Annotated in this window: 12 protein-coding genes; 2 read left to right on the top strand and 10 right to left on the bottom strand. The window is 55.8% G+C overall.

Annotated elements, in window-relative coordinates; translation table 11 throughout:
- Positions 1-73 precede the first annotated feature (73 nt).
- A complete protein-coding gene (gene murC, locus ACLM7Z_RS05550) occupies positions 74-1,453 on the top strand; it encodes a UDP-N-acetylmuramate--L-alanine ligase (RefSeq protein WP_087018967.1) in 1,380 nt (459 codons plus the stop codon).
- A 135-nt stretch (positions 1,454-1,588) separates the two neighbouring features.
- Positions 1,589-2,194, top strand: coding sequence for an AAA family ATPase (locus ACLM7Z_RS05545; RefSeq protein ID WP_087018969.1), 606 nt, complete (start codon positions 1,589-1,591; stop codon positions 2,192-2,194).
- Positions 2,195-2,281: 87 nt separating this feature from the next.
- Here the strand turns inward: ACLM7Z_RS05545 and ACLM7Z_RS05540 are convergent, their stop codons facing one another.
- From ACLM7Z_RS05540 to ACLM7Z_RS05495, 10 genes are all read right to left on the bottom strand, one after another.
- Positions 2,282-3,301, bottom strand: coding sequence for a rod shape-determining protein (locus tag ACLM7Z_RS05540; protein ID WP_435645668.1), 1,020 nt, complete (start codon positions 3,299-3,301; stop codon positions 2,282-2,284).
- A gap of 127 nt (positions 3,302-3,428) precedes the next feature.
- Positions 3,429-4,070, bottom strand: a complete 642-nt coding sequence (locus ACLM7Z_RS05535) for a ComF family protein (protein ID WP_087018973.1) — start codon at positions 4,068-4,070, stop codon at positions 3,429-3,431.
- Entirely contained in the window at positions 4,067-6,349 is a 2,283-nt protein-coding gene (gene recD2 / locus ACLM7Z_RS05530; protein WP_242969819.1) for an SF1B family DNA helicase RecD2, read from the bottom strand. The genes ACLM7Z_RS05535 and recD2 overlap by 4 nt, the downstream gene beginning before the upstream one ends.
- 100 nt (positions 6,350-6,449) lie before the next feature.
- On the bottom strand, positions 6,450-7,652 hold the full coding sequence (gene tuf / locus ACLM7Z_RS05525; protein ID WP_087018977.1) for an elongation factor Tu: 1,203 nt from the start codon (positions 7,650-7,652) through the stop codon (positions 6,450-6,452).
- A 91-nt stretch (positions 7,653-7,743) separates the two neighbouring features.
- On the bottom strand, positions 7,744-9,825 hold the full coding sequence (gene fusA / locus ACLM7Z_RS05520; RefSeq protein ID WP_087018979.1) for an elongation factor G: 2,082 nt from the start codon (positions 9,823-9,825) through the stop codon (positions 7,744-7,746).
- 39 nt (positions 9,826-9,864) lie between these two features.
- Positions 9,865-10,335, bottom strand: coding sequence for a 30S ribosomal protein S7 (rpsG, locus tag ACLM7Z_RS05515; RefSeq protein WP_205703619.1), 471 nt, complete (start codon positions 10,333-10,335; stop codon positions 9,865-9,867).
- A 197-nt stretch (positions 10,336-10,532) separates the two neighbouring features.
- On the bottom strand, positions 10,533-10,952 hold the full coding sequence (gene rpsL, locus ACLM7Z_RS05510; RefSeq protein ID WP_087018983.1) for a 30S ribosomal protein S12: 420 nt from the start codon (positions 10,950-10,952) through the stop codon (positions 10,533-10,535).
- A 71-nt stretch (positions 10,953-11,023) separates the two neighbouring features.
- Positions 11,024-11,266 carry a L7Ae/L30e/S12e/Gadd45 family ribosomal protein gene (locus tag ACLM7Z_RS05505; RefSeq protein ID WP_087018985.1) on the bottom strand — a complete coding sequence of 81 codons (243 nt, stop codon included), beginning with the start codon at positions 11,264-11,266 and terminating at the stop codon, positions 11,024-11,026.
- Positions 11,267-11,480: 214 nt separating this feature from the next.
- Positions 11,481-11,876: a hypothetical protein gene (locus ACLM7Z_RS05500; protein ID WP_087018987.1), complete on the bottom strand. Its 396-nt coding sequence runs from the start codon at positions 11,874-11,876 to the stop codon at positions 11,481-11,483.
- An 11-nt stretch (positions 11,877-11,887) separates the two neighbouring features.
- The gene (locus tag ACLM7Z_RS05495) at positions 11,888-12,541 is read right to left on the bottom strand and encodes a CatA-like O-acetyltransferase (protein ID WP_087018989.1); all 654 of its coding nucleotides are present in this window, start codon (positions 12,539-12,541) and stop codon (positions 11,888-11,890) included.
- Positions 12,542-12,740: the final 199 nt, after the last annotated feature.

Genomic DNA, 12,740 nt, shown 5'->3' with positions numbered 1-12,740 from the left:
TAAACCGACCGAAATTTTCCAACAGCATTTGCGCTGTTGAACATCTATTGCTGATTCAGGGAGGCATGTCATTATGTCTGACTTTTCTTTGACGTCCTATGTGACTGACCATAAATCCATCCATCTCGTCGGGATCGGCGGCGTTTCCATGTCCGCACTGGCGGAGCTGCTGCTGCACCTCGGCGCAAAAATCACCGGTTCCGACCGCACCGAGTCTCCCGTTACGGACAAGCTCGAAGCACTTGGCGTGAAGATTACATACGCCCATCTGCCGGAAAATGTAGAAGGTGCTGACCTCGTCATCCGCACCGCCGCCGTCCACGACGACAACCCGGAAATTGCACGCGCACATGAGCTGGGCATCCCGGTCATCGAGCGCGCACAAGCGTGGGGCTCCATCATGCTGGCCTACCGCAACGCAATCTGTGTCTCCGGCACGCATGGCAAGACCACCACGACCTCTATGCTGACACTCATCGGCATGCAGTGCGGCATTGACCCGACTGTTATGGTCGGCAGCAACCTGCCCGCCATCGGCGGCACGCTGCGCATCGGCGCACATGACTGCTTCATTGCGGAATCGTGCGAATACACCAATTCGTTCCTCAGCTTCCACCCGACGGTTGCCGTCGTGCTCAACGTAGACGCCGACCACCTGGATTTCTTTAAGGACATCGATGACATCATCCATTCGTTCCACCGCTTCTGTGAACTCGTACCGGAAACCGGCGCACTGGTTGTCAATGCGGATTCCGCCAATGCAAGGAAGGCCGTTGAGGGCATCGACCGCACCTGCATCACGTTCGGCTCTACGCCGAATGCGGATGTCTATCCGGAAAATATCACCGACCGCCATGGCTATTACAGCTTCGATGTCATGCATAACGGCAAAAAATACACCCATGTCGACCTGTCCGTTCCGGGACGCCACAATATGCTCAATGCGCTGGCTTCCTGCGGCGTCTGTATCTTCCTCGGCCTCGACCCGGAGGCTGCCGCTGCCGGCCTGAACCAGTTCACCGGTTCCGCCCGCCGCTTCCAACTGACCGGTCGTATGGCAAACGGTGCCATGGTCGTCGACGATTATGCACATCATCCAACAGAAATGGAAGCGACACTGCGCACCGCACAGGAAATGGATTACGACCGTATTATCTGCGTCTTTCAACCGCATACCTATTCGCGCACCGTCGCCCTGCTGCCGGAGTTTATCCATGCGCTCGGCCTGTGTGATAAGGCAATTCTCGCAGACATCTATGCCGCACGTGAAAAGAACACCTTCGGCATCAGCTCGAAGGACATCGCGGACGCACTGGACGGCGCCGAATATTACGATTCGTTCGACAAAATCGAAGCGCGCCTGCGCGAAATTGCCCAGCCGGGTGACCTGATCCTGACCATGGGTGCTGGCAATGTCAACGAGATCGGCACTGCCATCGTTGAGGACAAGTAATCTGTAAAGCATTCACAAAATATTCTCATTTTACCGGTCATTTTTTGTTGACTTTCTCCACATTTTGCCGTAAAATACAGGTAATAAAGAAAATGCATCCAGCATAAAATTCCTGTAGGATCGGAGGGAGTCTACATGAAAGCCAATACCATCATCACCATCAGCCGCCAGTATGGCAGCCAGGGCCGCGAGGTCGGGCAGGAACTGGCCAACCGTCTCGGCATCCCCTATTATGACCGCGACCTGATTACCCTTGCTGCAAAGGAGAGCGGCTTCAGCGAAGATCTGTTCGATCAGCTCGACCGCCGCGCAACCAACAGCTTCTTATATTCGCTGACCATGTTCGGCTCCGCCGGCATCAACGGCCTGTCGCTGACTGACCAGCTGTATGTCACCCAGCGCAATATCATCCGCGACCTCGCCGCGAAGGGCTCGTGCGTCTTCGTCGGACGCTGTGCCGATTATATCCTGCGCAAGGAACCGGAAATCTACAATTTCTTCATCAAGGCGCCGATGGAAAAACGCCTCGAGCACGCCAAGGATGACCCCAAGGTTCCCGAAGCGACCAAGGAAACGCTGGAAAAGCTGGACAAGCAGCGCTCCGCGTACTATAATTTCTACACCGGTCAGATCTGGGGCAATGCCGCCAATTATGACATGTGCCTGGATTCCGGCGTACTCGGTGTCAGCAAGGTTGTCGATATGATTCTCGAATACATCGACATCGCGCAGAAAGAATAAGTGCAAACATATCGCAGACCGCCTGCAATCGGTTGATTGCAGGCGGTCTTTTTTGCTGCCGCGATCTCAGACAAAACAGGCAGGGAATCACACGATCCCCTGCCTGCGGCGCGCAATATTGATGGTTCCCTCTTTGCAGTTTTTCAGCCTTCCCAGCACCCGGCTTGTCCCTTCGACCACACACGCCTCCGGGTCATCAGAAGTATGCGCCTCCAGCCCCAACTCCTGCGACAGATAGCTGCCAATGCCGTACAGCCTGGACCCGCCGCCTGCCAGCACCAATCCGGTTTCCGTCAGGTCTCCGACCAGCTCCGGCGGCGTAAGCTCAATCAACCCACAGATGGCGGCGAGAATCTGTTCCGCCTGCTCATGCAGGACAGAGACCAGCTCCCCCGACTGGACGGTTACACAGGCGGGAAGCCCGTCAGAGACGCGCCGGCCGCGCACGGTGAGCCGGCTTTCTTCTTCGCGCGGCAGCACGCCGCCGATCTCACATTTGATGTATTCCGCAGTGGACAGGCCGATATCCAGATTATGTGCATCGCGCAGATAGGCCTGTACCGCATTGTCACAGCTGTCCCCCGCAATGCGGATGGAGACCGCACGCACAACCGCGCCCATGGAAATCACCGCAATATCCGTCGTCCCGCCGCCGATATCCACAACCAGCGTGCCCTTCGGGCTGTGCGGATCAATGCCCGCGCCAGCCGCCGCAGCAACCGGCTGTTCCATCAAATAGACCCGGGACGCGCCCGCCTGGATGCCGGCATCGAGTACCGCTCTCTCCTCCAATTCGGACACCAGCGGCGGGACACAGATGAGCAGATTGGGGCGGAACATGCCGCCGCAGCCCGCGCGTCGGAGCATGGTTCGCGCCATGATTCCGGCAATTTCACAGTCCGTGATGACCCCGCCGCGCACTGGGCGTACGGCAAGCAAATCCTCCGGTGTTCGTCCGAGCATATCCCGTGCCTTCTGTCCGACACTGACAACCTGTCCACTTCTACGGCGCACCGCGACCACCGATGGTTCCCGCAAGACAATTCCCTTTCCCTGCCGGTACAGCAGCACCGACGACGTTCCCAAATCCATGCCAAATGCAAACATCCTGTGTCCCTCCTGTCCATTTTTCGGGTTACACAACAGTATATGCCGGTTTGGACAGCACTGATACACAAGATGCTGCTTTTTTTGCTCGACAGGGTTCGCGCAACGCTGTCGGTATGTACTGATTTTATCGCATGGTCTTCGCCACGGCGAGTGCCCAGACGTGCACGGCACCCATTTCCCGCAAAATGCCCGCACATGTGCTGACCGTTGCCCCCGTCGTCACGATATCATCGACCAGAAGAACGGTCTTTCCGTTGACATCCGCCGAACTGCGCGGAAAAAAAGTCCGGCGGGCATTGTGCCAGCGCTCCTCTGCACGCAGGTCAACCTGCCGACGCGCAAGCACCCGCCTGCGCAGAGTTTCTTCAAATGGTATGTCCCACTGCGCTGCAATGCATTTTGCCAACTCTGCACTCTGATTAAAGCCGCGCCCATGTGCATGTGCCGCGCTGATCGGCACACAGGTCACCAGCTCCGGCCGGGGCATGTGATGCAGCTCCCACGCCTGCGCGGCCAGCTCCGCGAGTGGCTTGCCATATGCATATCGCTGATTAAATTTATAATCCAAAACCGCACGCCGGAATCGTCCCTGATACGGCGCGGCACAGACCAGTCCATCGGTATTCTGCGGCGTCGAACAGTACAGTGCTCGCATATCCTGTCCGATGCGTGCGCGGCAGTCCGGGCACAGCCCATGCTGTTCCTCTGAAATCCGTTCCCCGCACACCATACACTTCGGCGGGTACAACAGTGTCAGCGCCCTCATTCTTCATCCAGTCCCAGTTGTTCCGGCTCCTTTGCACTGCGGATGAGCCGTGCGCGCAGCGCGCTGTAGCGTCGGTTGCGCGTGTTTGTATTGACCATGGTCTCTGTCACCGCCGGGTCTCCGACAAGCACCAGCAGCTTCTTTGCGCGTGTAATCGCCGTGTACAGGATGTTGCGTGTGAGCAGCCGCCTGCCGATGCCGTTGGGCAGTGCGACAATGACCGCGTCAAATTCACTGCCCTGCGACTTGTGCACAGTCATCGCATACGCCAGCTCCAACTCGCTGAGCATGTCAAACGAATAATGCGCCAGCTTGTCGTCGAACTGGATGAGCATGCTCTCCTCCGACAGTGAAATGCCGACGATGCGCCCCACATCGCCATTGAACATGCCGGAACCGACCTCATCCGGGTCATCCTGCTTTTCCCACACGATGTCATAATTGTTGCGCACCTGCATGACGCGGTCACCGAGCCGAAACACCGTATCACCATAGCGTTTTTCCGGCTTGCCAGGCTCCTGTGGATTGAGTGCCTTCTGTAACAGGCTGTTGAGCTGGTGTGTACCCGCCGCCTGTCGGCGCGACGGCGTCAGCACCTGAATCTGATCGGGTGTAAACCCATAATAATCCGGCAGGCGTTTGCGGCACAGTTCCACCACTGTCGCCATGACATCGTCCGCACTGCGCTGCTTCATAATGAAGAAATCGCCGTCACGTCCACCGCTGACCGGCATTTCTCCGTGATTGATCGCGTGCGCATTGCGTACAATGGCGCTCTGCTGTGCCTGACGAAAAATCTCATCCAGCTCGATGGTATGAATGCGCTCCGAGCCAATACAGTCGCGCAGGAAATTGCCCGGGCCGACCGGCGGCAGCTGGTCGGCATCGCCCACCAATATCAGACGCGTTTCCGGCCGCAGCGCTTCGAGCAGCGCCTGCATCAGCACAATGTCGATCATCGACACCTCGTCCAGAATGACAACGTCGCATTCCAATGGATTTTCTTTGTTGCGTGCAAACGCCGCATGCGGGTCGGCACCACGGTAGCCTGCTTCAAGCAGGCGGTGGATGGTCTTCGCCTCGCGCCCACACAGCTCACTCAGCCGCTTTGCCGCACGCCCGGTTGGCGCGGCGAGCACAGTCTCCAGTCCGACAGCATCGAAAAATTCCAGCATACCGCGCACCGTCGTCGTCTTACCGGTGCCCGGGCCGCCGGTCAGGATGACAAGGCCATACCGCGCCGCCCATTCAATTGCCTGCCGCTGCCGCGGCGCATAGGTAATTGCACTGTTTTCCTCCAGCGAGTCCAGCAGCTCACCCACATCAAACTCATATTCATATTCCGAATCAGACAGCTCGGCGAGATAATCCGCGACAAAAACCTCTGCCTCATGCATCGGCTCCAGATAAACTGCATCGCGGCGACAGATGTGTTCACACACCAGATTCCCGGTGTCCTCCAGCTGTGCAAATGCATCGTCCAGCAGCTCTGCCTCCGGCTCAAAGCCGTCCTCATCCTGCAACAACCGGCTGGACGTCGCAAGCAGCTTGTTTTTTGGAATAAAGGTATGCCCATTGGTCAGGTTGAACCGGAGCGTATACAGGATTCCCGCCTTCAGCCGTTCCGGGCTGTCCAGCGCCATGCCCTGTGACAGTGCCAGTGTATCCGCTGCCGTGAAATCCACTTCAAATTCTTCATTGCACAGCAGATACGGGTTTTCCATGATGTGCTCGATGGCAGATTCTTTATATCGCTTATACAGCCGCGCCGCCAGCTGCGGTGGAAGCTCGTTCTCCATCAGGAATTCCATCAGGCGGCGCATGGATGTCTGATGACGGAACTGTTCACCGATCGCCTCCGCTTTGCGCGCTGTGATGCCGCTGATACAGGTCAGGCGTTCCGGTTCGTTCGCCATGACCTCAAATGTTTCCTCACCAAAACAGTCGGCAATCTTGCGCGCGAGCTTCGGGCCGATGCCTTTGACAATACCGGAGGACAGATAGTCCGCAATGCCCTTGACGGTAGCCGGCATGCGGCGTTCAAAATATTCCGTCTGGAACTGCTCGCCATAGGCGGCATGGGTGACCCAGTGCCCGGTCAGCATCAGTTCCTCGCCGAGGCAGATCTGCGGCAGTGTGCCGACCGCCGTCACCTCCTCGCCGTTGTCTGTGACCACGCGGATGACGGCGTATCCGTTGTCTTCATTCTGATAAATCACCGCATCCACCGTGCCGCTGATGCTTTGCAGCTCGTTGTCCATAGTCCTGTCCTCCGTCAAAATTTCTGCCCTCCTATTATAGCACGGAACACGCAAAAAGTCCCGCCCGGATGAACCCGGACGGGACAAAATGTGCGTTATCTCAAAGAGATACGATCAATTATTCGTAGATCTCGGTAACGACGCCGGAACCAACGGTTCTGCCGCCCTCACGGATAGCGAAACGCAGACCCTTCTCGATAGCGATCGGGGTAATCAGCGCAACGTCCATGTCGACGTTATCGCCCGGCATGCACATCTCAACGCCTTCCGGCAGGGAGATAACACCGGTAACGTCGGTGGTACGGAAGTAGAACTGCGGACGGTAGTTGTTGAAGAACGGAGTATGACGACCGCCTTCTTCCTTCTTCAGAACGTATACCTGGCCCTTGAACTTGGTATGCGGATGAATGGAGCCCGGCTTAGCGATAACCTGGCCACGCTCGACCTCGTTCTTCTGGATACCACGCAGCAGGGTGCCGATGTTGTCGCCAGCTTCAGCGTAGTCGAGCAGCTTGCGGAACATCTCGATACCGGTAACAACGGTCTTGCGCGGAGCGTCCATCAGGCCGACGATTTCAACTTCTTCGCCCATCTTGATCTGGCCACGCTCTACACGGCCGGTAGCAACGGTACCACGACCGGTGATGGAGAATACGTCCTCGACCGGCATCAGGAACGGCAGGTCAGACTTACGCTCCGGGGTCGGAATGTATTCGTCGACAGCGTCCATCAGCTCATGGATGCAAGCGTACTCCGGTGCATTCGGATCGGTGGACTCGCACTCCAGAACGCCCAGAGCGGTGCCGCGGATGATCGGAATGTCGTCGCCCGGGAACTCGTAGTCGCTCAGCAGCTCACGGATTTCCATCTCTACGAGATCCAGCAGCTCCTCGTCGTCTACCTGGTCAACCTTGTTCATGAAGACAACGATGTACGGAACGCCTACCTGGCGAGCCAGCAGGATGTGCTCACGGGTCTGCGGCATCGGGCCGTCAGCGGAAGAAACGACCAGGATTGCACCGTCCATCTGAGCAGCGCCGGTGATCATGTTCTTAACGTAGTCGGCATGGCCCGGGCAGTCAACGTGTGCGTAGTGACGATTCTTGGTCTTGTACTCGACGTGAGCGGTGTTGATGGTGATGCCACGCTCCTTCTCTTCCGGAGCCTTATCGATCTCATCATACTTCATAACCTCAGCTTCGCCTTCCAGAGCGAGAACCTTGGTGATTGCAGCGGTAAGGGTGGTCTTGCCGTGGTCGACATGGCCGATGGTGCCAATGTTAACATGAGGCAGGTCTCTTACGTACTTTTCCTTTGCCATTGTTGTTATCCTCCTTTGTATGATAGGGACATAGTCATTACAGACTTATTGTATCTTAATGCCTGCAAAAAAGCAAGCATAACCTTTGGGATTAGCCCTGCTTGTTGCGGCCTGCGATGATCTTCTCCTGAATGGACTTCGGGATCTCCGCGTAGTGGCTCGGCTGCATGACATACTGGCCGCGGCCCTGGGAGCGGGAACGAAGGTCGGTCGCGTAACCGAACATTTCGGACAGCGGAACTGCTGCGGAAATTGCCTGTACAGCACCACGCGGCTCCATGCCCTGAATCTGGCCACGGCGGGAGTTCAGGTCGCCGATAACGTCGCCCATGTATTCCTCCGGAACCATAACGTCGACCTGCATGATCGGCTCGGTCAGAACCGGGTCAGCCTTCTTCATTGCATCCTTGAATGCCATAGAACCGGCAATCTTAAACGCCATTTCAGAGGAGTCGACTTCATGATAGGAGCCATCATACAGGGTAACCTTACAGTCAACAACCGGGTAGCCTGCCAGTACGCCGTTCTGCATAGCGCCCTGGATACCCTGGTTAACCGGCTCGATGTATTCCTTCGGAATCGCACCGCCGACAACCTTGTTGATGAATTCGTAGCCCTTGCCCGGCTCGTTCGGCTCGAGGATGATCTTAACATGACCATACTGGCCCTTACCACCGGACTGACGTGCGTACTTGCACTCAACGTCAGCAGACTTGCGGATGGTCTCCTTGTAGGCTACCTGCGGCTTGCCTACGTTCGCCTCAACCTTGAACTCACGCAGCAGACGGTCGACGATGATCTCCAGATGGAGCTCGCCCATGCCTGCGATGATGGTCTGACCGGTTTCCTCGTCGGTGTAGGTCTTGAAGGTCGGGTCTTCTTCTGCCAGCTTTGCCAGCGCGATGCCCATCTTCTCCTGACCGGCCTTGGTCTTCGGCTCGATGGCAACACGGATAACCGGCTCCGGGAAGTTCATGGACTCCAGGATGATCGGGTGCTTTTCGTCGCACAGCGTGTCACCGGTGGTGGTGTTCTTGAAGCCTACAGCTGCGGCAATGTCGCCGGAGTATACCTTGGTGATATCCTCGCGGTGGTTTGCATGCATCAGCAACAGACGGCCCAGTCTCTCGCGCTTGTCCTTGGTTGCGTTGAGGACAGAGGTGCCTGCGTCAACGGTACCGGAGTATACGCGGATGAAGGACAGACGGCCAACGAACGGGTCGGTGGCAATCTTAAACGCCAGTGCAGAGAACGGAGCCTCGTCATCGGACGGACGCTCGTCCTCCTCGCCGGTATCCGGGTTGATACCCTTGATCGGCGGAATGTCGATCGGAGCCGGCATGTAATCAATAACAGCATCCAGCAGCATCTGAACGCCCTTATTGCGGTAAGCGGTACCGCAGAGTACCGGTACAAGCTCGTTGGCGATGGTTGCCTTGCGGAGTGCGGCCTTGAGCTCCTCAACGGTAATCTCTTCGCCCTCCAGGTACTTCATCATCAGATCGTCGTCGGTCTCCGTGATGGACTCAACCATGGCGTCGTGGTACTCCTGCGCCTTGTCGAGCATGTCAGCCGGGATGTCCTCATCGCGGACGTCCTTGCCGAGGTCATCATAGTAAACCTCTGCGCGCATCGTCATCAGGTCGATGATGCCGACAAAATCGCTCTCGGAACCAATCGGCAGCTGAATCGGAACCGGCTTACACTTCAGACGATCCTTCATCATTTCAACTACGTTGTAGAAGTTTGCGCCCATGATATCCATCTTGTTGACGAATGCCATACGCGGAACCTTGTAGTCGTCAGCCTGATGCCAAACGGTCTCAGACTGCGGCTCGACGCCGCCCTTTGCGCAGAATACGCAAACAGAGCCGTCGAGGACACGCAGGGAACGCTGTACTTCTACGGTAAAGTCAACGTGACCCGGGGTGTCGATGATATTGATACGATGGCCCTTCCAGTGGCAGGTGGTAGCAGCGGACGTAATGGTGATACCGCGCTCCTGCTCCTGAGCCATCCAGTCCATGACAGCGGCGCCTTCGTGCGTCTCACCGATCTTATGCGTACGGCCCGTATAGAACAGGATACGCTCGGTGGTCGTCGTCTTGCCGGCGTCGATATGCGCCATGATACCAATATTTCTGGTTTTTTCCAGTGTAAACTCTCTGGGCATAGTGTTCTCCTTTCGTAAAGCTACCCAATACAGACCAGATTAGAATCTGTAATGTGCAAACGCCTTGTTAGCCTCTGCCATCTTATGGGTGTCTTCACGCTTCTTAACGGCACCGCCCAGGTTGTTCACTGCGTCCATGATTTCGCCTGCGAGTCTCTCAGCCATCGTTCTCTCAGAACGGGCACGGGAGTATTTGGTGATCCAGCGCAGACCCAGGGTCTGGCGTCTCTCCGGGCGAACTTCCATCGGAACCTGGTACGTAGCACCGCCGACACGGCGAGCCTTAACTTCCAGAGACGGCATAATGTTATCCATTGCCTCAGTAAATACTTCTAACGGATCGCGGCCAGTCTTCTCCTTCACGATGTCAAAAGCACCGTAAACAACCTTCTGGGCTACGCCCTTCTTACCGTCGAGCATGATCGAGTTGATCAGCTTGGTAACGAGCTGGGAGCCGTAGAGCGGATCCGGAAGAACTTCTCTCTTGGGAACAAATCCTCTTCTTGGCACGATACTTCCCTCCTTCACAAAAAAATGATTTCATAGGTACTTCAAAAGCCACCCCTGGCTTTTGTCATCGCCTGTCCGAGGAGTCTGAAACAAATCTATTCAAACACGCTCAGGACAAAGCTTGTTCTGCTTTGCTGAACCAAAAGTGTTCAAGTCAAACGCACGGGTTAAGTGTGGGTTTTGATTTGGGCTTTTGTTTACTTGCCCGGCTTCGGACGCTTCGCGCCGTACTTGGAGCGGGCCTGATGGCGGTTTGCAACGCCCTGGGTATCGAGGGAACCGCGGATGATGTGGTAACGAACACCCGGAAGGTCCTTGACACGGCCGCCGCGAACCATAACGACGGAGTGCTCCTGCAGGTTGTGGCCGATGCCCGGGATATAAGCGGAAACTTCCATACCGTTGGTCAGCTTAACACGAGCGACCTTACGCAGTGCGGAGTTCGGCTTTTTCGGGGTCATGGTCTTGACAGTAGTGCAGACGCCTCTCTTCTGCGGGGACGGCTGGCTGGTTGCCTTCTTCTTCAGGGAGTTCAGACCTACCTGAAGAGCCGGAGCGGTAGACTTGTACGCTACTTCCTGTCTGCCCTTGCGAACGAGCTGGTTAAAGGTTGGCATTTAACTGGCACCTCCTTAAATAAGAATGAATAGATTTATTTCAGCGGGAGTTTGTCCCGTTAAAATCGGACTTATTCTGTGACCGCGACAACGGCAGCGCCGACGGCGATGCCGACCGCCTCGCCCAGCTGTTTCATGGACGAAACCCCGGTCACTTCGACATTGTGCTGCTCACACAACGCCCGGATAGGGTCGGTAATCCGCCGCTCTGCGTCCGCGGCAATGAATACCTGCTTTGCGCCGCCGTCACGGATGACTTTCTTAGACTGCTTGACACCGACGACTTTTGCCGCCGAAGACAGCTCTGAGAGCATAACGATACCTCCTTATCGCATACCCGTTTATTTTACCCCATGAACCCCCTGTTGTCAATCTTTTTTTCTTCGATTTTACAAAGCAGAAAACAGCATTCCCTCTCAGCCGGGTTTTATTCATACATTTGCACAAACCGGTAAAATTTTTTTGAAAAGCCGGGGAAACCCGGGCAAAAAAACGCATGCAGGAGGCGTCCTGCATTCCTGCAATGTGTCACCGGAACAGGCCTTTGAGATCGTATAGCAGCCCCTTATCCCACGCCTTGTCATACTTCGCCTGCTTTTCACTCGCCTGATACACTGCATTGTGATATCGCAGATATCCGCCGGACAGAAAGCCGAACGAAAACACGGCCGCCAGCGTAACGGAGATCAGCTGCCTGCGCGCGGCAGGGCGGTCGGCAATCCATTGCCACAGGGCAAAGACTGCATATGCCCCCACCAGTACGATCAGCAGCGGCAGCGCCAGTTCCCCGAAAAACGAGTCGAGTTCCACATCCTTACAGTATTTGCGCAGCATCAGATCGCGGCGCGCAACGGAAACACAAATGACAAGCATAGCTGCGGTCACAGCGGAACAGCCGTATTTCCAGTATTTGTCGTTCTTCATGGTTTTATCCCTCATACCAGCCAGTTTTCCGGATTTTCTGCCAGATTCTCAATATCCCGGAAGGCCTTTGCCGCATGCCAGCCGTCTGCCGCCGCGTGGTTGAGCGAAAGCGAGACCGGCAAAAGCAGTCTCCCATCGCGCGCGTGCCACTTCCCCATCAGGAAAATCGGAAACAGCATTTGTGGCGCAGTATAGGTATCGCAGCCGTGCCCGGTAAAGCTGAGCCATGGCAGCATGGACAGCGATGTAAAATTGTCCGGCCTGCCCGCCTTTGCTTTGACACCCTTCACCCCGGCATATTTTCCCATGTCTTCCGCAGCCTGTGCATAAAACACGCGAAAATCATCGTTCCATTCCGTCCAGATATCGGAAAACGTATGGTCATCCTCATGAAAAATTGTGTACGACGGCACACAGTACTCCCAATAGCCCGGATTGCCGTCAGCATCTGTCGCCATGCGCAGCTCCATTGTGTCATTGACCACGCGCATGACCATCCAAAGCGCCACAGGATAAAATCTGAGCTTTTTCTGTTTCACATGTTGATGCAGTGCGGTGATATCAATCTCATAATTCAGGTTGTAGCGCGTGCGCACAACGTCGGTATAATACCGGAAATGCTCCGCACGCGGCCAGGTTTTACAGTCCAGCGGATGAAACAGCATCGTTCTTCGCCTCCTGCTGACAGTATACCATACCCGCAGGAGATTCGCACGCACTTGTTCGGCCACTGTCTGCGCCAAATCAATCGCACTTGCAGAAATATAAAAGAAATTGAAAAGAAGTTAGGGCGTATCTGAAAAGAAGCATAACAGAAGCATAACAGAAGCATAAAAAAGTATAGGTATAAACAGAAAAACAGAC

The organism is Butyricicoccus porcorum (assembly GCF_051246315.1).
GTDB lineage: Bacteria > Bacillota > Clostridia > Oscillospirales > Butyricicoccaceae > Butyricicoccus_A > Butyricicoccus_A porcorum.
This window is presented reverse-complemented; position numbering and strand designations above follow the sequence as displayed.